Origin of the sequence: Vibrio sp. 2-2(8) (genome assembly GCF_963888495.1) — a bacterium.
Classification (GTDB): domain Bacteria; phylum Pseudomonadota; class Gammaproteobacteria; order Enterobacterales; family Vibrionaceae; genus Vibrio; species Vibrio anguillarum.
Genome location: NZ_CAWPJM010000055.1, coordinates 93205 through 114970, shown reverse-complemented (window position 1 = coordinate 114970; position 21766 = coordinate 93205). Strand labels below are relative to the sequence as shown.

The window sequence follows — 21766 nt, the reverse complement described above, 5'->3', positions numbered from 1 at the left end:
GTGATTCCTTAATACAAATTATGCTCGGCTTTGCCGGCAAACATAATCGCGCCTTCGATAGCGTCGAATTGAGGTTGAACAATCCACTGCTGTACCGGTGGAGAAAGCCAATACAAGATACGCTCTGCAATGCTACCCATGAGGCAGATCCGCTTGGCTCCTTTGTTATGAAGAGCGACAAGAAATATTTCGATGTCTGCCGCGGTTTGTTTGAGAAGCTCTATCGCCAGCGCATCACCTTGTTGCGCTAGAGAAAAAATAACGGGAGAGAACTGGCCATAGTCTCGTGGGAGTGCGTTTTTTGACCATTCGACAATCTGATCAACATCGTGGTTAAAATGTTGCATCACATGAGCGCTTAATAATGAAGGCTCGCCGATGCCATCTGCAATGAGCAGCACGCGCTGGATTAGGCGTAAACCCATGATGGCACCACTGCCTTGATCGGATATGGGAAACTCACGTCCACCGACCACATGCTGCTGCCCTGCGTGTAAAAATAGGCCACAAGAGCCCGTTCCCGCGATCATAATTGCGCCATCTTCACCATTATGAGCACCAATACAGGCACCGTAAGCATCTGTGTTGAGCGTTAGTGAAGCAAAAGGATGTGTCTGAGACATAAACGCATGCCATGCGGATTTTTGTTCTGCGCCAGCCAGAGCAAGACCCACGTGCATCTGAGCAAAATTCTCTTTCGTCAGCCCGCTTTGGTGCGCCGCTTGAGTAATTGCATCAATGATTGCCTGCATGGCAAGTTCCACACCCAATAAAATATTGGCGCTACCGCTTTTCGCTTCACCTAACAGCGCGCCTTGCTCGTTGCGGATGCGTGCGCGACATGATGTGCCGCCTCCATCAATACCGACATAATAAAAAGTCATGATTGCCTCTCTAAGTCTGGTGTTGAGAAGTGGCAAAACTGGGTTGTGATGGCCAGCAGATACCAAGCACCATGAGGAATCCATTGCTCAGCCCAACGCCAGTTTTGTAGCATGTCATCCTTCTGTTTCGCTGGGTTAAAAGCGATATCTTCTTCATCTTCAAAACCGCCTGTAATGCCATTACACACTCCCCCTTTGGCATTAAAAAAGCCTAGGTGGGGGAGGTAGTCTGGATTGTTGCGACCGTGCCCATCGAGCATGCACATATCGTATGGATTTAATCCGATAATCCAGTTCAATGCATTTTGTGCAAAGGTGGTTAAAGGGGCATGCAGATCTGCGTTGACGAAGGCTTGGGCGCGATAAGCCATACACGCGAGCGATCCTAAACGCGCATTTTCGCCTTGCCACCAGTAGCCGGATTCATTGTCGTGAGCGACAAAAAATGCGCAGCGTTTGTCGCCATTCACTGGTTTTACATATTGGCGTGGGTAGCCAAATGGGTTACTGACTTGATGAGTGATGGTGAGCTCAAAGCGGCAAGCATTCTCAATCACTTGAACGACCGATTGTTTGCGGTGTTCTTCTGTTTCAATCTCGAGATATTCGCACAGTGCAATCACTGGTAGCCCAGCTTCGGCGGCGTGATAATAAGGACGAGTGGCATCACTATTGGCTGCCCAATAATGAGCGATGTTAGCGTCGCTGTGTTGATAAGCGCATAACCTTTGTGCCCAAAGACGACACTCAACCAGATAATTTGCTTGATGAGTTGAGCGGTAGAGCTCAACCGATGCAAGCAGAGCGCAATAGGCATCAATGATGTTCTCTTGGCCATCGTCGAGATAGCGCGTGTTATTTTCTTTTAAATGCCAGTAACCATGCTCTGCCGCTGTTAAATAGTGTTCTGAGGTGAAATCACCGTGAACATCTAAACGTGCTGCCACCGCAAGAGCGGCAATCGCAATGCCTCCCCCTTGACGAAATCCGGCTTGATAATCGTCAGACTTGTGGCCAGATTGAGTGGCATAGGCGCAGATCTCTCGCTGCTTAATGTCCTTGCTCCATTTGTCAAAGACCGTTGTATAAAAGAACCCCTCGGAGTTTTGCATGCGGATCAGAAAATCAGCACCAAATAACGCCTCTTCCTTAAGGCGAGTGCGAGAAAATGCAGCAAAACTCGAGTGGTGTTCTAGTTGTGCCAATCCCTTTAGCATATTCCAAACCACCATTGGGGTTTGTTGAGGGTTTAAATAGTTGGCGTAAGAAAGGTGACTCAGATACTTACTGACGTCACCGGAAGCGTCGTACCAGCCACCGTGTACATCGGCAGTGGTTGATGTACCAAGCAGTGGTACGAGCTTATCTTGCTGGTCGAAAATGCCACCACAACGTTGTGATTTGAAGTAGTGCAATACATCAGAAAACGTTTTTTTCATCAGTATCCCTTCACCAATTTCAAAAATAGGGGAGTGGGTATTTTCAAAACGCAGGTAATACTGCCCTGAAGTGGTGTATTGAGAAAAGTCGATCGTATAAAAGCTACCTAAATGCCAATGTGCGACTTTAGCTTGTGGTTCAACAACGAAAGTCGACACCGTTTGATGGCTGTTTGCACAAACAAGCAGGGCTATATCGGAAGAAACACGGAGCGTGTTACTCATTAGTATCGCCTGTTTTGGCCCTTGTGGCTCATAACCAATATGGTTAATCAGTAGCAGCATTAAACATCTCCAAGCCAGATCTTTGATTTCTCGCCAGCACTTAACCAGTTGAGGCATGTGCTGACTTTGTTTTATAGGTTTACCTAAGGTATTGAAGCCGATGAGGTTATGTCAGCGGCTTCAATCGCTTAAGGTGTGCGTTAGTGATTATTCAAATAAGTAACAACGAACAAAGTGGTTATCAGACAACTGAGTCACCGCTGGAAGTTGTTCACGACATTTGTCACTTGCCTGCATGCATCGACCAGCAAAAGGGCAGCCTGTTGATACTGGAGTCCAAAGTGGAATTTCGCCTTTGTTCCCTTTGAGCTTCTCGTGTATCGATTTACTAGGATCGGGTACTGCGGAAACCAATAGTTGAGTATATGGGTGCTGAGGATCGTGAATGATCTCTTCGGTATCGCCCCATTCCACCATATGTCCGACGTACATGACGGCTAAGTCTTCGGCGATGTAGCGTGCGGTGGCGATGTCGTGCGTGATATAAAGCAGCGACATCTGCTTTTCAAACTTCATCTCTTCCATCAGGTTGAGAACACCCGCACGAATCGACACATCCAACATGGAGGTTGGTTCATCAGCCAGTACCACTTCGGCACCAACCGCGATATTACGCGCTAAGTTGACACGTTGGCGCTGTCCACCAGACAACTGGTGCGGATATTTCGCGGCTGTTTCTTTTGGTGGAATAAGGCCGACTTGTTCCAGTAAATCGTGAACGCGTTCTTCTAACTCTCTCTTATTACCTGACGTCACTTTTTTATGGATAAGCAGTGGACGAGCAATATGATGAAAAATGGTATGAGTTGGGTTGAGTGAGCCAAACGGATCTTGCCATACCATCTGGACGCCTTCGCGATAGCGCATCAGGTCATTGCGTGAAGTGATGTCTAAAATATCGCGTCCTTTGTATTCAATTACACCGGATGTTGGGGCGTACATTTTGGCAATCATTTTAGCGGTTGTTGATTTGCCAGAGCCTGATTCACCCACGACAGCCAAGCCGCGGCTTTTGAACATTTTGAACGATACGTCGTTGATCGCTCGCATCATAGGTTGTTTTAGGGTGTTACTGTTGATTGGAAAATCTTTAACTAGATTTTTCCCCTCAACCAGTAATTCACCGAAATTTTTGCTCATAATTGTCTCCAGAAATTTTTGTAATACAGCTTGTGCTCTACAGTTTCACTTGAGCAATTGGGTCACCGTAAAGGTGGCAACTGGAGAAGCGTCCAAGCTCTATTTGGCGCAAACTCGTTGGAATTTTGGTGCAAGCTTCATGCACGCGATCGCAACGAGCTTGGAAGCGACAACCTTGAGGTATATCCAATAAGTTCAACGGGTTACCTGGTATTCCAGTTAACTTCGTTTTAGGGCCTGTCAGTGGAGGGAAAGAACTACCCAGCCCTTTGGTATAAGGGTGGAAAGGGCTTTCCAGAATCTGTTTAGAAGGAGCCACTTCAATTAATTCACCGGAATACATGATGCCAATTCGATCGGAGAACTCGACCATCAACGACAAATCATGGGTGATGAACAAGATAGAGAAGCCAAACTCTTCTTTCAGCGCATAGATTTTTTGCAATATTTCACGTTGGACAACCACATCAAGTGCCGTAGTCGGCTCATCCATAATGATCATTTTAGGATTGAGCGCGAGAGCAATTGCAATCACCAAGCGCTGACGCATACCCCCTGAGAATTGGTGTGGGTAATCGTTTAAGCGACTTGGGTGAATATCGACAATTTCTAACAAACCTTCAGCACGGCGTTTAGCTTGTTCACGAGTCATGTTGGTATGGCGCATGATCACGTCACAAAATTGCTCTTCCATCGTCAATACTGGGTTCAAAGCGTTCATCGCACTTTGAAACACCATCGACATTTGGCTCCAGCGAAAGGATTGCATGCGTTCATCGCTGTATTTAATGATATTTTCACCATTAAAAATTACTTCTCCGCCAGTAATAAACGCGGGCGGCTTATGCAGACGCATCAGTGAAAACGCGATAGTTGATTTACCACAGCCAGATTCACCAGCAAGGCCAAATACTTCGCCAGGTGCAATGTCAAAACTGACGTTGCTGCATGCTCGAACATCACCTGCGTCGGTGATGTAGTCAACGCATAGGTTACGGATTGAAATAAGTGGGTTTGTCATGATTATTTATCTCCGCTCCAAAGTGCATTTTGTGGTGGCAGGTCAGGCTGACGCTCTTTCTTGTCTTGCTCTGCGAGTTTTTTCCAACGCTTCATTCCTTTGTGTGAACGCAGTTGTGGGTTGGCAATTTCATCGACCGCAAAGTTCAGTAAAGCCAAACCAGTAACGAGTAGAGTCAAAGCAATACAAGGAGCAAGCAGTTCCCACCAAGCGCCAATCAGCATAGAAGAGGACGTTTGAACGTTGTACAACATGATGCCCCAACTGATGGTGTTTGGATCGCCAAGACCAAGGAAGGAGATAGTGGCTTCCATCATGATGGCGTACATCACTGAACCGATGAAGCTAGCGCCAACGATGGAGATGAGGTTAGGTAGAATCTCAACGAAAATGATGCGCCATGATGATTCACCCAAGACTTCCGCCGCTCTGACAAATTCTTTCTCACGCAGTGCGAGCGTTTGTGAGCGTACGACCCTAGCGCCCCAAGCCCAGGAGGTGCAGCCAATGATGAGTGCAATGGTTAATGGGCCGGCCTCTCCAATAAATGCCGCGACCACGAATAAAAGAGGATATTGCGGTATCACCAGCATGATATTCATAGCGGCGGTTAGAATGTCATCGACCTTACCGCCAAAGTAACCGGCAGAAACACCAATCACAGTCGCAAGAAAACAGACGGTCATTCCTGCGCCAAAACCCACGGCGAGTGAGACTCGTGCGCCATACACCACTTGTGACCAAACATCGCGTCCCATACGAGAGGTGCCTAACACATGGTCTTCACCTTTTGAGAGTAGTAAGGTGCGGCGGTCAGTCGCCAAGTTTTCAGCAATCCAGCCATTCGGATCTGCTTTAGCGGCTTTGACGACGAACGATGGGTACTCGTGTGGATTTCCGGTACGTTTATCTGGCGCATGTTTGGTGATCAGTGGCGCAGCAAGGGCGATGAATAAAAATAGGCCCAAAATAATGACACCGACCATGGCAACGGTATTGCCGCGAATGAGTTTAATGAGATCTTTCATGATTATTTACCTCCCTTGCGTAGGCGAGGGTCTAGTACGACATAAAGCATGTCCGCCAACAGGTTAAAGAACAGCATAAAGAGCGTCATAATCAGTAGCTGCCCTTGCAGAACTTGGTAATCACGAGCGTTGATCGCATTAAATAAAACGGTACCAAGGCCAGGATAGTTAAAGATAATTTCAATGATGAGCTGACCACCGATAGCCATACCCAAAGACATCGATAGAGCGGTGACACTTGGCAATAAAGCATTACGAGCGGCGTACTGGAAAACCACACGGTTTTCGCTGAGCCCTTTCCCTTTCGCCATCGTTATGTAGTCTTCAGCGAGCAGGTTAATCATGTTGTTACGCATGTTGACGAGAAACCCACCGATTTGTACTAGAGACGCACAGACAAGAGGCAAGAAAGCGTGGTAGGCCACATCTTTAATGAATGTCCAACTTGTCCAATCTGGCATCGTACCAGCAGTGTAGGCATAACCCGTAGGGAACCATTGCAAGCCGATAGCAAAAGTAAACATAGCGATCATCGCAATAACCACTTGCGGAACGGCTTGTATAACCAACATCCCTGGAGTAATAAACGTATCGTAACGACTGCCTCGTTTCCATGCGGCAAAAATGCCCAGTAGAGAACCGATTGAGAACGAGATCACAACCGCAGTACCCGCTAGAAATAACGACCAACCAAATGCACTACCCAGTAATTCATTGACACTTAACGGATAGAACTTAATCGACGTGCCTAATTCCCAACTTAGAATGCTTTTTAAATAGGTCAAATATTGTACGGGTAACGGACCATCAACGAAACCGAGAAGCTGTTTCATTGCTTCGATTCGTTCTGGCGTTACTTGCGTTGTTGCGTTTGCGAACATCATGGTCACTGGGTCTCCAGGCATGGCTCGCGGAATGATGAAGTTCAATGTTGCTGCAACCAGCAACGCGATAAAATAAAATGACAAACGTCTTAAAAAATAACCCATAACTCACACCTTACTCACCCAGTTTTATCCTGTACCTGGTTTCAGGTCGCTCCTAGCGAAATTTAGAGCGAAAAATCCCCTAACGACGAGCGTTATACATTTGCTAGGTATTTAGGGGATTTTATTTAGCGGCGCACGAAGTACGCCGCAAGGAATGAACTTCTACTTACTTAACTGGTTTTAGGTCCAGTACGTGTAATAGACGCTCAGGGATACCAGCCCAAATGTTTGGACGACCCTTAGGATTTTCTTCGTTCCACCAGCCGCTAAAGCGTGCTGTGTTGTATTGGTACATGTAAGCACCTGACATTACAGGGATGGTCACTTGGTTTTCAGCAATGATTTTCTGAATTCCGTGAGCGATTTCTAGCTGCTCATTTTTATCCGCTGTTTTGTAGAAGCTGTCTAGCAAAGTATCTAGCTTATCGTTTTTGTAGAAGTGCATAGCAAAACGAGGCATACCTTCACCTTTCTGTAGTGCAGAGTTGTATGCACTGTTCCAGTATAGATGTGGGTCCGCACCGTGGAAGTAGTTGGTGTAAGCGACGTCATAAGTACCTTCAAGCATTGCTTGGTTATAAACCGCAAACTCTGGAGTACGAGCACGTGCTTTGATGCCTACTTCGGCAAGCTGTTCAACAGCAAGTTGTACTGTGTTGTTGAAGTCAGTCCAGCCATTTGGTGATTGAACAAGTAGCTCAAAAGATTTACCTGATGGAGTATCAACAAAACCGTCTTTGTTCACGTCTTTGAAGCCCGCTTTAGCAAGCAGTTTTTTCGCGCCTTCAACGTTGTACGTGTTGTAGCCTTTGTACTTATTGTGGATGTTTTCATCAGACCAAGCTTGGAATGCATAACCTAAGCCTGAAGCGAAGTCATTAACGGTACCGCCGCCATAGAAAGCGATATCGATAATAGTTTGACGGTCAAGAGCCATAGAGAATGCGCGACGGAAATCAACGTTGCTTAGCGCTTCATTTTTTACTGCATCTGGGTTTTTGAAGTTAACCATAAATGCTTGTGTGCCTGATGGCGGATACCAGTAGTGGTGGCTAGGGCTTGCAGCGGCATAAGTACGGTCAATATCCGGAACGAATGAAGAGGTCCAATCGAGTTCAGAGTTAACAATTTTACCTAGCAATTGGTCATTGTTTGCAATTTGAGGTACACGCAAACAGTCAACCTCAAGGTTTGCAGCATCCCAGTAATTCGGGTTACGGCATTGGATGTATAGCTGTGGAGTGAAGGTGTCGATTTCAGTAAACGGACCAGTACCTACAGGGTTCTCGTTGGTGAAAGTCGCTGGATCTTTCACATCTTTCCATACATGCTCAGCAACGATAGGAACTAACGAGATTTCATAAGGTACGTTTGAGTTAGCTTCACTTAAACGGAAACGGATTTGGTAGTCGTTCAGTTTTTCTACGCTCGTTACCCACTTGTTGATACCGCGTTGGTCGAGTTCAGGTTTATTTTTCAATAAGCCATAAGAGAACACGACATCATCCGCTGTAAATGCTTGACCATCTGACCATTTAACACCTTTACGGATATCAAAAGTAACACTCATTAGGTCATCAGACATTTTAAAGCCTTCAGCCAAACGCATTACGGGTGTATTACCATGCATTTCGTTGAATATAACCAGTGGTTCATAGATGAAATCAGTGGTCGTACGTAGGTTTGTTGCTAGATACGGGTTAAAGTTACGTACCATTGTAGGGTAGAAATCAGGTACGATCGTTAGCTCACTGCGTGCGGCTGCTGGAGCTGAAAGGCTCGCTGCGGCGGCGATTACTGCAGCGGCTAGCGCTGTTTTTTTAATATTGGCAAGCATAGCTGTTCCTTACTATTTGCTTTCATTTCACTAATGGATATGAATGTCATCAATTGATAAACACTCTCCAAGGCCTACCTCATTGCGTGTTAACAAACCGGAGGAGTTGGTCAACATGAGTGGCCTGTAGACCTTTGGCAGGAGTAAGAAGACACCTTGGAGAGAAAATTATCAATTTGAATTCCCGTTAAAAACGTCAATTTGTAGAAAGTGATCGTTATAAACGTCAATTTACCATCTTTGGTTTGATTTTTACTCTCATTTAGGTCAGTGATCTGCCTCTCATACTCAATTCGATTAACTTATAGTTGTAAGCGCTCGCTATCTTTTTATCCCTTTATTTTTAATGTTTTTTTGTTTTTTTTGTATCATGAGATCTTGCTCACTTATAGTTTTATCGTTAATTTTTTTACTTAAATTAATTCTGCCGAATTGTTGTGATTCGGTTCGCAATCTGGATCTTTATTCATCTTCAATTGAAAATCTGCTGGTGAAATTGCCTAGAAATCAGTTTTTACTTCCAATTTTCATCATCATTTCTCCTCTTTTTTTCTATTGAGAAGTAAGGTTTATAATACCCAATAAATAAGGCGCACCAGAGTAATGGATGCTTGAGGTTAACATTGATTAAATTTAACTAGTCATAACTCTGGATGCATCAATGGGGTGGTTGTTCCGTTGATGGTCATGGAAATATAGTGATAAAAAAGCCTGCAGAGTGCAGGCTTAATGGTGTTGATGTACTTAGAGTGATGAGGTCAGTAGCTTTTGCAATTTATCGCGCTGCGCTTCGATGTGAGAGCGTTCAGGGCCGTGCTCCTGACAATGATCAAGAATGTAATCTAACGAATTAAGAACGGTACGCCAGCGAGGTGTTTTAGGCAGTGTCTCGATACGTAAGTACTTGTCTAGTGTCCGAGTCTGTAATGTGCTTCTATCGAGATACACTCGCCATAGCCCACTCTGCTCTGCAAAGGTAAACTTGCTTTGGTTACTGACCCGTTCCCAGTAATCTAAAGCACTGGTCATTGCTTCAACCAGTACTTCGCGCATTAAATCTTGCTTAGATTGACTCTCTCCCGATACTTTGTCGGCGATACGAGTGAACTCGCCACCGAGTTCTTTGAGCTGTTGCAGTTTTTCTTTATCGCCTTCAAATGCGTAACTGGATAGCGCTTCAATAGCGGTTTCAAGGTTATTGATGCGCGCTGCATTGATGTTTCCACCTACGTTAAAGATGTACATAGCCTGCAACCCAGAGCCATCCGGTAGTCGTAACACATCAGCAGACATATGTTGACGTGTATCTTCGACATAGATATCGATATTACCGCAGTAATGCTCTTGCTCGACGACTAAGTATTTGGGGGCGATGAGTTCTTCCGCATTTGAGCGCTTTAGTTGTTCTTGGCTGCGCTTAAATAACCGAGCAGCCGCTTCGTTCGCAAAGCGGATTTTATGATCGTCTCGAATGCAAATAATGGCCTCAGGAGCGGATTCAAGCTGCTCTAGTAGACGGCCTTGGGTTTCCAATAAACTGGCCTCTACCATTGCTCTATGCTTCAGCTCTTGTTGCAGTTGGTTGTTCTCAATACGTCTTTGTTCAGCTTTGCTGGCCGTTAAATGCGCCGTAATACGTGCAGCGAGCTCTTGCTTATTAAAAGGTTTCGATAAGTAATCGTTCGCTCCCGCTGCAAAACCACGAACTCTATCGTCAGTTTGATTTAATGCCGTCAACATAATGATAGGTAGCTCGGCATGATCGTATGTTTCTCTTAACTTTTCACAGACTTGGTAGCCGCTTAATCCTGGCATCATAATGTCGAGCAGTAGAAGTTCCGGTTTTTCTTTTTCGACCGCGCTAATGACTTCATTGCCATCTTTAGCGGTGCGGACTTGATAGCCTTCTAAACGTAGGAAGCTGTCTAGGACACGCAGATTGACGGGTTCATCATCTGCTATCAGTAGCACTGGGCCTTCTTTATTTTCAGGTAGTGAATGCATTTCAGGCAGTTCAATGTCTGAAATGGTCGGAGATTGGAAATGGCCAGCTTCCATATAGCTTGTCGATTCAATTTCCGCTTTTGATGCTAATGGTAAGGTAAAGCTGAATGTCGTACCGACCATAGGTTGGCTACTGACATAAAGCGTTCCTTGCATTAATTCGATCAATTGACGGCTGATCGAAAGGCCCAAGCCTGCGCCTTGTCGATAACGACTAGCATCTTGCCCTGCTTGAATCAGTGGCTCGAAGATGTGTTCAAGTTGTTCAGCAGGAATGCCTTGCCCCGTATCGACAACTTGGACACGAATCTTGTCATCAACCACATTGGCTGAAATGACAATTTTCCCTTCAGTCGTATATTTAATGGCGTTTCCTACAAGGTTATAAAGCACTTGCTCTAATCGTTGTGGATCGGCAGAGACCCAAATGCATTCATCAGGGATTTGGTTTATTACGCGAATGGGCTTTTTGTTGAGTAGATGGTTAGACAGCTCTAACACTAAGCGTGTTGCGCCGGATAGATCAACAGCACACTGTTTGATATCCAAGCTGCCATAGCGCATCTTATGGTAATCGAGTAAGTCATCGACCAAGTTTGTCAGCCGTTGTCCACTGCTGATGATTATGCCCAATTGATAACGGTGATCGGCGGTGATAGTTCCACTTGACCCAGAGATCAGTGCTTCTGCAATACCGACCATACCGTGCAGCGGTGTTCTTAATTCATGTGACGTTGTGGCTAGGAATTCATCTTTTAGTTTGTTAGCGAGATGCAACTCATCGTTCTGTTTGCGGATTAATTGAATGTTGCTTTCGAGCTCTTTATTTTGCGCTTTAATCAGCTGCATTTTTTCTCGGATTGAACGCTGCATACGCTCAAAACTCACTGCGAGTCGACCAATCTCATCTTTACGATCGGTATTGATAACATTTTCATCTAAATCCCCAGCTGAGACTTTTTCTGCCGCCCAAGTGAGCTTCAGTAGGGGAGAGGTAATAAAATTAGAGAGATAATGTGAAGCGATGACGACTAAAATAATCGCGGTTAGCATGGCGAAAATAAATAACTTCTCAAGCTGATGAACTCGCGCATAAGCCTCTTTTTCTGGTATCTCTACGACCAAGGCCCAATTGATGTTTTTGTTTGCAACAGGTGCATAGGCGGCAATGGTTTTCTCATTCAATGTATTAGTGTAAGTACCAACGGCACTCAATCCAGAAAGCGCAAGATTGATCACTTTTTGACTAGTCTCGATTTCTTGCTGCGTGTAAGAGAGTATTCGAGAATGATGATCTTGCCCGACGAGTAAAGTTCTTATTTGCGATGTCGCATTGGTGTCAGCAACGAGCTTTGTAATGCCATTGTTTGGTAGGCGGAACATGGCGTAGCTGTGCAGGTAGCCCTGTTGAATAATGGGCGCGCCAAGCCAAGCAACTGATTGCCCTTCTTGTTGTGAAAAATCAGAAATAATGACTGGTGTATATTCTTCATTGATTTTTCGTTGTTCGCCAACTTGCTGCTCTAACTGACGGAATGTTTTACCCAGATTGCTATCTTTGTATTTTCCGGTCAGTAAATTCGTCCCATAGTTGTCGTGCTTATAAACGGAATAAACGACATCACCATCGAGATCCACCAGTAAAATATCGTCAAAATCAGAACGTTTAAGCAGTTCTAAATACGCCCAATGATAGCGTTTGTGCAGTAGGCGATACCGTTCACTGCCTACATAGCTGCTCGATTGTGGCAATATTGACGTTTTTATCTGATCACCAGAACCAGGAATATAACGCTGCTGGGCATGCTCACGAGCTTGATCAATATCCAGACCAAGTCTTTGGAACGCATTGACTAAGCCGTAAAAGCGCCCTCCACTAGCATAAGCTAACTCTGAACGGACAAACCCCATCACTTCTGATTCTTTGGCCGTGAGGTAATCGAGAACTTGCTGTTGCTTAGTGTCTCTGACTGACAATAAGTGAGACGTGCTTTGTTCTTGAAGATCTTTAGTGTGTGATTGCAGAAAAAAAATGGCAGTCACAGTTAAAGGCGTGATGCTCAAAACGAGAAAAGCCAGCATAAGAGTATTTTGCAGGCGCTTAAATTTTTGCTTACGAGAGAACCTAAACATAGAAAAAGGCATTACTTTCCGTGAGTCTTTAACGGCATGAGGTAGTCGTTAAAGTGAATGAAAAAAACAAAGAAAACCTAAAGTGACGAAATTAACGAGTTTTTTTACTTTGACAAGTAAGTCCTGTGGAAAGCGTGGTCACTAACGCAAAATTCGTAAAAATCATCCAGTTTAGTGACCAATTGAGAGTGGATTACACTTATTGTTGCGACTTTTGTAATGTTTTTTTTGCGTGGTAAATGATGAATTTGTTAGTCTTATTTAACACCTCGCAATGACCATAAGCCTGTTCAATCAGCGGGGTATATTTAAGAAAACTGTTGGCCACAATAAAAAGTTCGCCTTTCACGGCTTGATGGCTTGGTGCGTTAGCCAGTAAGGCTTCTGTCGCACTATAGCTGGTCTCTAATCCGGAGTGGAAAGGGGGGTTTGAGACGATAAATTGATAATCTTTAGCGGTATCTGAGTAGACATCAGAGGCAAATACATTCCCTGATATGTTATTTGCTATCAAGGTTGCTTTGGTTGATTCAATCGCAAGCGCGCTGATATCGCACAGTTCAATCTCGATATCTGGGTTTAATGTGGCCATTACTGTACCCAGTACACCAGCACCACAACCAAAGTCGAGAACTTTTCCTCTCAGTTTAGGCAGTGTATCGAGTAACAGTTGGCTGCCGAGGTCAAACTCGCCATGACTAAATACGCCAGGTAAACTTTTTACAATCAGTGCGTGTTGCTGATACTGCACCTGATAAGTTTTGAACCAGCCTGCAATTTGGAAGCTTGGTGGCTGCTGAGTGCATTGCCCCCAATAGAACGAACAGCGTCGAGCTGAATCATACTTTTTAACCACCCCATAAGCTGCAAACATTTTTTCAATGCTTTTTATGCCCGAGCGGTTTTCACCCACGACCACAATCTCAGTCTCTTTGCCCAGTTTGGCCAACAGCATCGCAAGCAGATATTCAGCTTCCTGCTTCGCTTTGGGCCAGTAAAGCAGAATCATGTCAGCATCGGTTTCTTGCTCAAATTGAGCGCCAAAATGACATGTAATTTGCGAATAGGATTCAAGTTGGCGGTAGTAACCATAATGAGTGGTGAACACCGAAACAGAGCGACAATGATTAGCTAACTCTACAGGAAATAAATCCTCCGCTTCTCCAGCCACTAAAAGATGTTTTCCTTCGAAATAAGCAAGCTGACGCTGGGCAATTTGACTTGGTGCGGTGTAACTGGACATAGTGGGCTCTGCGCTAAAAAAAGAGGGGCAGATTCTCGCACAGTCTGCCCCTTGCTTCTAGCTTGATCGTCAGTAAGTCAAAAGTTAGCTATTATCTTGTTGATTGAGAAAACCTTTAAACTCTTCCTCATAAATATTAAACAGCACCATAGTGATGGCAAAAATGAGTGGGCCGTAAATTAACCCAATCAGGCCAAACAGCTGAATACCACCGAGCAGAGAAAAGAAGATCATTAAGGTGTTCATGCCCGCGCTCCCTTGCATTAAAAAGGGCCGCAATAAATTATCAATTGAGCCAACAACTATAACGCTCCAGAGGGCCAAGAATATGCCCCATGTGCTATCTCCGGTTAGAAAGAGATAAATAGTGGCTGGAATCCATATCAGAGCAGTGCCGACAACCGGAATAAACGAAGCAAACCCCATCATAGTGCCCCAAAATAACCCAGGAAAACCGGCGAGCCACATACCAAACCCGCCCGCAAAGCCTTGCGCTATTGCGGTTAAAAATGACCCCATGACAGCCGATTTGGAGACTTGCTCAATTTCGCAGAGCAACCTGTCTTCTTGACTACGCGACAACGGCAAGATGTGCCTAAGAGCGCTGATGAGCTTATCGTGATCACGGAGTAGGAAAAACAACACGAACAGCATTAAGAAGAAATCCATCAAAAAACTGGTCGCATCACCCAGCACTTTTGCGCTAATACTGACCAAGTTGGTACCAAATGAACTGGCAAATTGCCCCACTTTTTGTGCGACTTGTTGTGGCTGAATTTCATCAAAGGGCAAATATTGATTCGCAATGGCGAGTCCTTTGACAATCCAAGGATGAGCAAAGGCGGTTTGAATGCCACCATGAGTGACCCATTGGTACATGTTCTGAGAAAATACCGACCCTTGCTGCACAATAGCAGCAAAGACAAACAGCAGTGGAATCACAATAATAAACGTCAAAATAATACACGAGAGAAACGAGGCGGTATTTTTGTATTTGGGGATTTTTCGTTCGAGCCATTCATGAATGGGAAACATCAATAACGAGATGATGAAAGCCATGACAATCGAGTTGATATAAGGTGCAATCAACAGATAACAAGCAATAGCCGCAGCGACAAGTGCCGCAATGAGCACCCAGTGGCTAGAGGTGATTTTCACTTTTTCTGACACGTTGTTAATCCAACCTTGTAAAGTAATAGGGTTATAATGACTGCAAATCAGCGTGTTATCAATGAGGAACTGATGAGATGGGATGTTGTGATAATGAAAAAGGGTGTCAAAACCAGCATAAAAAAAAGTTGAAGCTACCGTGGTTTGCCATCAGCATGATGGCGTTGGTCGTTTTAGTGATTTATTACTGGCAATGATAGCTTGCTTATTGAGTCTGAAATGAATAAAGGGCTGATTTACAGCCCTTTATAATTATGATGAGTCAGCCTAATGGTACTTATTCCGCTTGAGCTGCCATCATCGCAAAGCAGCGATCGGCCGCTTCTAATGTCGCTTCAATTTCTTTGGAGCCGTGCGCCAAAGAAGTAAAACTTGCTTCAAAAGCTGAAGGCGCTAAATAGACACCATGATCGAGCATCAAATGGAAGAAGCGCTTGAAACGTTCAACATCACATTTTGCGACTTCTTCATAACAGGTGACGCGTTCTTGATCGGTAAAAAAGAAGCCGAACATGCCACCAACTTGGCTGACCAGCAAAGGAATACCGTGTTTGTCTGCGAGTTCTTTGAATCCATCAGCCAATTGCTTTGTTTTGGCCGCGAGACGTTTTTCATTGCCTTCTTCTTTTAGAAGCGTCAAGCAGGCATAACCCGCAGCCATAGCCACAGGGTTACCTGATAGCGTACCAGCTTGGTACACCGGGCCCGTTGGAGCGATGTATTGCATCACATCACGGCGTCCACCAAAAGCGCCAACAGGCATACCACCGCCAATCACTTTCCCTAGCGTTGTTAAGTCTGGTTTGATGTTGTAGTAAGCCTGTGCACCACCTAGTGCAACACGAAAACCTGTCATTACTTCATCAAAGATCAGCAGAGCGCCTTCTTGGTCACAAATCTCACGTAAGCCTTCATGGAACCCTTCTACTGGTGGAATGCAGTTCATATTGCCCGCGACTGGTTCGACGATAATGCAGGCTATTTGGTCTTTATTGGCCGCGAACAATTCACGTACAGATTCTAAATCATTAAAAGTGGCGGTCAGTGTATGTTTAGCAAAATCAGCAGGCACACCAGGAGAGCTTGGTTGGCCTAATGTTAAGGCGCCAGAGCCTGCTTTTACTAGCAAACTGTCCGCATGACCGTGATAGCAGCCTTCAAATTTTAAAATTTTATCGCGTCCAGTGAATCCACGAGCTAAACGAATGGCGCTCATCGTCGCTTCGGTACCGGAACTGACCATACGCAACTGTTCCATCGATGGAACCAGCTCAGAAACTAATTCTGCCATATCGATTTCCATCTCGGTCGGCGCACCAAAACTGAGACCGCGCTGCGCTGCGCCTATCACGGCTTCACGAATGACCGCATGGTTGTGGCCTAGTATCATTGGCCCCCAAGAGCCGACATAATCAATATAAGCTTTGCCATCAGCATCAAAAATCAACGGGCCGTCTGCGCGGTCGATAAAAATCGGCGAGCCACCAACTCCGTTAAAAGCACGTACAGGAGAGTTAACTCCACCGGGGATTGCACGTTGTGCCTTTTGATAAAGCTCTGCTGATTTGGTCATGGATTTATCCTCTTCTGCTTGTTCGGACCAGTTGGTGTCGCATTGTATACCCAAACTCACCAAAGACACTTTTTTTCACTCATTTTCTGAGCTCATTCACAGCCAAATAAGCGCCGTATAGTGTACAACTCACGCGACAGTGAGTGTTTTTTCAGTGCATAATGCCTCGATAGTTGGAGTTTTAGCTTAAGTGACGGTGAATACTTGAACGAATAGGTCAGGTATTAGATAATCATTGCATTATTAAAAAAGAATCACCTTTACAGGCATAAGTTAAGCATAATAAGTCTGACAGGTATTAACACGAGTGAGAGAGGCCATCGTGAGTGAAGTAAATGTACCATTGTCATTTTCTGATACTGCAGCACAACGCGTAAAAATGTTGATTGCTGAAGAAGAGAATCCAGCGCTAAAACTGCGCGTTTATATTACTGGTGGTGGTTGTAGCGGTTTTCAATATGGGTTTACCTTTGATGAAAATGTAAACGATGGCGATACCACAATAGTTAATAGTGGCGTGACATTAGTGGTTGACCCGATGAGCTTACAATATTTGATAGGTGGCATTGTCGATTACACAGAAGGCCTAGAAGGCTCTCGTTTTTTTGTCAATAATCCTAATGCAACAACAACATGCGGTTGTGGTGCATCATTTAGTGTTTAACTAAAAAAGTTCGATGCACAATTAATCTACTGTAGCTAATTAAGCTTAATAGCCCTACGTATTTGGATGTTATGTAGGGCTTTGCCTTAACCTTAAGAAGGCAAGAACATAATAAAGGATTATTTATGCCTGATACCAAAATCAGCCGTTCATCTATTGGCCGCTTTTTTTCGCAACGACCTTGGCTACTCTCGACGATTTTTATTTTACTTCTCTGTTTTTGGTTAGGTTTTGGGGCATTGAAAGCGGAAGAGCCCCGGCAAACTGCCAATGACACCATTCCTCTTGCGAAAGTTATTTACCAATCTTTTGAGGCTGAATCGACCGATAAGCATATCGATCTTTACGGTCGGACCGCACCTAATCGTCAAGCTAAAATTGGTGCTGAAATCGCAGGGAAAATTACTCAGATATCGATAGCAAAAGGACAGCCTGTCAATAAAGGACAACAGATCGTCTTAATCGATCAAGCTGATCTAGCAGCTCAATTAGAGAGTGCGCAAGCCTTGTTCAAACTCAAACAAAAAGAATTCAGTGCCGCTGAGTCGTTAAAAAATCGAGGCTTACAAGGCGAAGTGGCCTTTGCTTCGGCGCAAGCCGCTTTGGCGGAAGCCAGCGCTGTGCAAAGTCGTGCTCAATTGGCTTTGCGTAATACATCAGTTGTGGCTCCCTTCGATGGCATTGTTGAAGACATCTTGATAGAAAAAGGCGATTTTGTCGGAGTAGGTGACCCGATGGTCACCTTTATTGATCTCAGCAAATTAGTGATAGAAGCGGATGTCAGCGAACGACACATCCAAAAAATCAAACAAAACCAAACCGCTCGTGTACGTTTTATCGATGGTTCTACTGTCGATGGCAAGGTTCGTTATATTTCTCGCGTCTCATCGCCTACCACCAACACGTTTGCTATCGAAGTGGAATTAGACAATCCCAATCAAACGATCCCCGCGGGTGTGAGCGCTGAAGTGGAGATGAGTTTGGAAACACAACTGGCGGTGAAAATCACGCCTGCCATGCTTGCGCTGGATGATCAAGGAAATTTAGGTGTTAAAACTCTGCAGCAAGATCGTGTTCGCTTCATCCCCATTCAATTGGTAAAAGCGGAGCAAGATGGTGTGTGGCTAACTGGGCTAGGGGAGACGGTGGATATTATCACCGTTGGGCAAGGTTTTGTTCGAGATGGTGATCAAGTGATTGCGGTCAAGAAACCTAACCACTCAGCGCAGTAGGGGGCGCCATGTTTTCTATTATTGATGCGGCGCTCTCTCGCTCGCGCACTATGTTATCGCTGCTGATTTTTATCTTGATCGCTGGCGTGGCGACCTATTTTTCGATCCCTAAAGAATCGAGCCCTGACATTACTATTCCTATTATTTATGTCTCCGTAAGTCATCAAGGCATATCACCGAGTGATGCTGAGCGCCTTATCGTGCGGCCCCTAGAGCAAGAAATGCGCTCTATTGAAGGCGTAAAAGAGATGACGTCGAATGCTTCCGAAGGGCATGCTTCTGTAGTTTTGGAATTTAACGTTGGCGTTAACCTTGATAAAGCGATGGCGGATGTGAGAGATGCGGTCAATTTGGCCGAGCCGAAGCTACCAGCAGACAGCGATGAGCCGACCGTGAACGAAGTAACATTGGCATCAGAGCAACCGGTATTATCAGTGGTGCTTTATGGCACTTTACCAGAGCGAGCTATCGTACAAATTGCAAGGCAGTTGAGAGACAAATTAGAAAGCTACCGACAAGTATTAGAAGTTGATATCGCTGGCGATCGCGAAGATATTGTTGAGATCATTGTCGATCCCCTATTGATGGAAAGTTACGGACTCGATCAAGGCGATATCTATAACTTAATCGCACTGAATAATAAAGTCGTTGCGGCGGGTTTCGTCGATACGGGCTACGGACGTTTTTCCGTAAAGGTTCCTTCAGTTTTTGAATCCTTGAAAGATGTGTTAGAGCTTCCGGTGAAGGTTGATGGTAAGCAAGTAATCACCTTTGGCGATATCGCGACCGTCAGACGAGCATTTCGGGACCCCGAAAGCTTTGCTCGTTTAGATGGCAAATCGGCGGTGGTGTTGGACGTTAAAAAGCGTGCTGGTGAAAATATCATCGAAACCGTTGAGCTGGTAAAAACGGTAATGGGAGAGGCGCAAAAACGGGAAGATTGGCCAAGTAATTTGTTGGTGAAATACACGTGGGATGAGTCGAAAGACGTTGAAATCATGCTCAACGATCTACAAAACAATATTCTGTCGGCCATTATTTTAGTCGTGATCGTGATTATCGCTATTTTGGGAATGAGGACGGCGCTGCTGGTTGGTATCTCAATACCAGGCTCATTTTTGACCGGATTATTAGTCTTGTCGGTGTTTGGACTAACCGTCAATATTGTCGTGTTATTTGCATTAATTATGGCGGTTGGCATGCTGGTTGATGGAGCCATAGTGGTAACTGAGTTTGCTGATCGGCGCATGCAAGAAGGTGTGCCGCGTAAAGAAGCGTATCGAGATGCCGCAAAACGGATGGCATGGCCGATTACCGCATCAACTGCTACTACTTTAGCCGCTTTTGCCCCTCTGCTTTTTTGGCCAGATATCACGGGTGAGTTCATGAAATACTTGCCTCTCACGCTTATCGCTACACTGGCTGCTTCATTGATTATGGCACTGCTTTTTGTTCCTGTGCTGGGAGGCTTAATTGGCCGACCGCAACATGCTTCGGCTGCCAGTCAAGCACGGATGATTGCTTTACATGAAGGTGATTTTGCCCAAGCGACGGGCATCACCAAGCTCTATTATCACACGTTGGCCATTGCGATTCGTCACCCACTTAAAATACTGTTCAGTGCGATAGTGCTCGCGATTGTGATTGGTTTTGCTTATGCCAAAGCAGGGCTCGGTGCCGAATTCTTCCCAGAGGTGGATCCGCCTTATTTCACCGTTAAAGTTCGTTCTTATGGCGATCTTTCCATCCAAGAAAAAGACACCTTAATGCGAGAAATTGAGCAGGTGATGCTTGGCCATGAGGAATTTGAGAGCGTCTATACTCGAACGGGGGGAGAGGATGAAATTGGCCAGATTCAAATTACCCCTGTTGATTGGCAATATCGCCGCACCGTCAAAGCGATTATTGAAGAGCTCAAAAGCACCACGGATCAGTTTTCAGGGGTGGAAATCGAGTATAAATTTCCAGATGCAGGGCCACCCGTTGAGCATGATCTGGTGATTGAAATGTCGGCGCGTACTCCTGAAAATCTTAATGAGGCCGCTAAAATGGTCAGAAAGTGGGCTGATAACAATCCCGCGTTGACTAATATCAGTGACACCTCAAATAAAGAAGGGATTGACTGGCGAATTGATATTCGACGTGATGATGCTTCTCGATTTTCAGCCGATGCGACATTGGTAGGTAACACAGTGCAATTTGTGACTAATGGACTAAAAATTGGTGACTACTTGCCTGATGATGCAAACGAAGAGGTCGATATTCTGGTTCGGTACCCAGAGGATAAACGAGATATTGGTCGATTTGATCAGTTGCGGGTCAACACACCCGCAGGTCTGGTGCCGATAACCAATTTTGCGCAGATAAAACCGGATCACAAACAAGATACGATCAAACGGATTGATGGCCGACGGGTTATCGATATTATGGCGGATCTAAAGGAAGGGTATAATCTGGCCCTTGAATTGCCGAAAGTTACTCAAGCATTGTCGGAACTGAATTTACCTAATGGGGTGGAGTTTAAATTACGAGGGCAAAATGAAGAGCAGGAACATTCCTCAGAATTTCTAAAAAATGCATTTTTGATTGCGCTGGTGGTTATGGGGTTAATTCTGGTTACGCAATTTAATAGTTTTTACCAAGCATTCCTCATTTTAAGTGCAGTACTGTTTTCAACGGTCGGAGTATTTGCGGGTCTGCTGATTTTCCAAAAACCTTTCGGCATTATTATGTCAGGTATTGGGGTCATCGCCTTGGCCGGCATCGTGGTGAATAACAATATCGTATTGATAGATACTTATAACCAACTGATACGCAGAGGCTTGTCAAAACAAGAGGCAATTTTACGCACTGGTGTTCAGCGTTTAAGGCCCGTTTTATTGACCACAGTGACGACTATTTTAGGGTTATTGCCAATGGTACTGGAGATGAACATCGACTTGATTAACCAGAAAATTGAGTTTGGTGCTCCCAGCACGCAATGGTGGTCACAACTCGCCACGGCCGTTGCGGGAGGCCTTGCTTTTGCCACTGTCTTAACGTTAGTACTGACGCCTTGCTTGTTGATGTTGGGGCGTAAGGAACCACCACCTACTCTCGAAGAGTAACCTGCTCAATCTTACAC

The 21766-nt window shown here is 45.0% G+C and carries 14 protein-coding genes; 3 read left to right on the top strand and 11 right to left on the bottom strand.

Features of this window, described 5'->3' with window-relative positions:
- Positions 1-8: 8 nt before the first annotated feature.
- The 11 genes from AACV12_RS17945 to hemL all read right to left on the bottom strand — a co-directional run bounded on the left by AACV12_RS17945 (position 9) and on the right by hemL (position 16746).
- Positions 9-884 (bottom strand): BadF/BadG/BcrA/BcrD ATPase family protein, encoded by an 876-nt coding sequence (locus tag AACV12_RS17945; protein ID WP_170901146.1) that lies wholly within the window; start codon positions 882-884, stop codon positions 9-11.
- Positions 881-2608, bottom strand: coding sequence for a glycoside hydrolase family 9 protein (locus AACV12_RS17940; protein ID WP_017049769.1), 1728 nt, complete (start codon positions 2606-2608; stop codon positions 881-883). Before AACV12_RS17940 ends, AACV12_RS17945 begins: the two co-directional genes overlap by 4 nt.
- A gap of 147 nt (positions 2609-2755) precedes the next feature.
- Positions 2756-3748 (bottom strand): ABC transporter ATP-binding protein, encoded by a 993-nt coding sequence (locus AACV12_RS17935; protein WP_170901144.1) that lies wholly within the window; start codon positions 3746-3748, stop codon positions 2756-2758.
- A gap of 37 nt (positions 3749-3785) precedes the next feature.
- A complete protein-coding gene (locus tag AACV12_RS17930; protein WP_013857642.1) occupies positions 3786-4769 on the bottom strand; it encodes an ABC transporter ATP-binding protein in 984 nt (327 codons plus the stop codon).
- Between the two features lie 2 nt (positions 4770-4771).
- The gene (locus AACV12_RS17925) at positions 4772-5797 is read right to left on the bottom strand and encodes an ABC transporter permease (protein ID WP_013857641.1); all 1026 of its coding nucleotides are present in this window, start codon (positions 5795-5797) and stop codon (positions 4772-4774) included.
- A 2-nt stretch (positions 5798-5799) separates the two neighbouring features.
- Positions 5800-6786 (bottom strand): ABC transporter permease, encoded by a 987-nt coding sequence (locus AACV12_RS17920; RefSeq protein ID WP_013857640.1) that lies wholly within the window; start codon positions 6784-6786, stop codon positions 5800-5802.
- 166 nt (positions 6787-6952) lie between these two features.
- Positions 6953-8623, bottom strand: coding sequence for an ABC transporter substrate-binding protein (locus AACV12_RS17915; RefSeq protein WP_013857639.1), 1671 nt, complete (start codon positions 8621-8623; stop codon positions 6953-6955).
- 744 nt (positions 8624-9367) lie between these two features.
- Positions 9368-12760: a response regulator gene (locus tag AACV12_RS17910; RefSeq protein WP_026028236.1), complete on the bottom strand. Its 3393-nt coding sequence runs from the start codon at positions 12758-12760 to the stop codon at positions 9368-9370.
- Between the two features lie 199 nt (positions 12761-12959).
- Complete coding sequence (rsmC, locus tag AACV12_RS17905) at positions 12960-14003, bottom strand: 16S rRNA (guanine(1207)-N(2))-methyltransferase RsmC (protein ID WP_170901142.1); 1044 nt, start codon at positions 14001-14003, stop codon at positions 12960-12962.
- 84 nt (positions 14004-14087) lie between these two features.
- Positions 14088-15173, bottom strand: a complete 1086-nt coding sequence (locus tag AACV12_RS17900; protein WP_170901140.1) for an AI-2E family transporter — start codon at positions 15171-15173, stop codon at positions 14088-14090.
- Positions 15174-15450: 277 nt separating this feature from the next.
- The gene (gene hemL / locus AACV12_RS17895) at positions 15451-16746 is read right to left on the bottom strand and encodes a glutamate-1-semialdehyde 2,1-aminomutase (RefSeq protein ID WP_026028237.1); all 1296 of its coding nucleotides are present in this window, start codon (positions 16744-16746) and stop codon (positions 15451-15453) included.
- Positions 16747-17068: 322 nt separating this feature from the next.
- Here hemL and erpA point away from each other — a divergent pair, with 322 nt between their 5' ends.
- The 3 genes from erpA to AACV12_RS17880 all read left to right on the top strand — a co-directional run bounded on the left by erpA (position 17069) and on the right by AACV12_RS17880 (position 21749).
- Complete coding sequence (gene erpA / locus AACV12_RS17890; RefSeq protein ID WP_026027518.1) at positions 17069-17410, top strand: iron-sulfur cluster insertion protein ErpA; 342 nt, start codon at positions 17069-17071, stop codon at positions 17408-17410.
- 125 nt (positions 17411-17535) lie between these two features.
- The gene (locus tag AACV12_RS17885) at positions 17536-18642 is read left to right on the top strand and encodes an efflux RND transporter periplasmic adaptor subunit (protein WP_170901138.1); all 1107 of its coding nucleotides are present in this window, start codon (positions 17536-17538) and stop codon (positions 18640-18642) included.
- 8 nt (positions 18643-18650) lie between these two features.
- Complete coding sequence (locus AACV12_RS17880) at positions 18651-21749, top strand: efflux RND transporter permease subunit (RefSeq protein WP_088728621.1); 3099 nt, start codon at positions 18651-18653, stop codon at positions 21747-21749.
- The last annotated feature ends 17 nt before the right edge of the window (positions 21750-21766 follow it).

Coding starts and splice junctions, on each gene's coding strand:
- AACV12_RS17945 (WP_170901146.1), bottom strand. CDS start 884: ATGACTTTTTATTATGTCGGTATTGATGGAGGCGGCACATCATGTCGC.
- AACV12_RS17940 (WP_017049769.1), bottom strand. CDS start 2,608: ATGCTGCTACTGATTAACCATATTGGTTATGAGCCACAAGGGCCAAAA.
- AACV12_RS17935 (WP_170901144.1), bottom strand. CDS start 3,748: ATGAGCAAAAATTTCGGTGAATTACTGGTTGAGGGGAAAAATCTAGTT.
- AACV12_RS17930 (WP_013857642.1), bottom strand. CDS start 4,769: ATGACAAACCCACTTATTTCAATCCGTAACCTATGCGTTGACTACATC.
- AACV12_RS17925 (WP_013857641.1), bottom strand. CDS start 5,797: ATGAAAGATCTCATTAAACTCATTCGCGGCAATACCGTTGCCATGGTC.
- AACV12_RS17920 (WP_013857640.1), bottom strand. CDS start 6,786: ATGGGTTATTTTTTAAGACGTTTGTCATTTTATTTTATCGCGTTGCTG.
- AACV12_RS17915 (WP_013857639.1), bottom strand. CDS start 8,623: ATGCTTGCCAATATTAAAAAAACAGCGCTAGCCGCTGCAGTAATCGCC.
- AACV12_RS17910 (WP_026028236.1), bottom strand. CDS start 12,760: ATGTTTAGGTTCTCTCGTAAGCAAAAATTTAAGCGCCTGCAAAATACT.
- rsmC (WP_170901142.1), bottom strand. CDS start 14,003: ATGTCCAGTTACACCGCACCAAGTCAAATTGCCCAGCGTCAGCTTGCT.
- hemL (WP_026028237.1), bottom strand. CDS start 16,746: ATGACCAAATCAGCAGAGCTTTATCAAAAGGCACAACGTGCAATCCCC.
- AACV12_RS17885 (WP_170901138.1), top strand. CDS start 17,536: ATGCCTGATACCAAAATCAGCCGTTCATCTATTGGCCGCTTTTTTTCG.
- AACV12_RS17880 (WP_088728621.1), top strand. CDS start 18,651: ATGTTTTCTATTATTGATGCGGCGCTCTCTCGCTCGCGCACTATGTTA.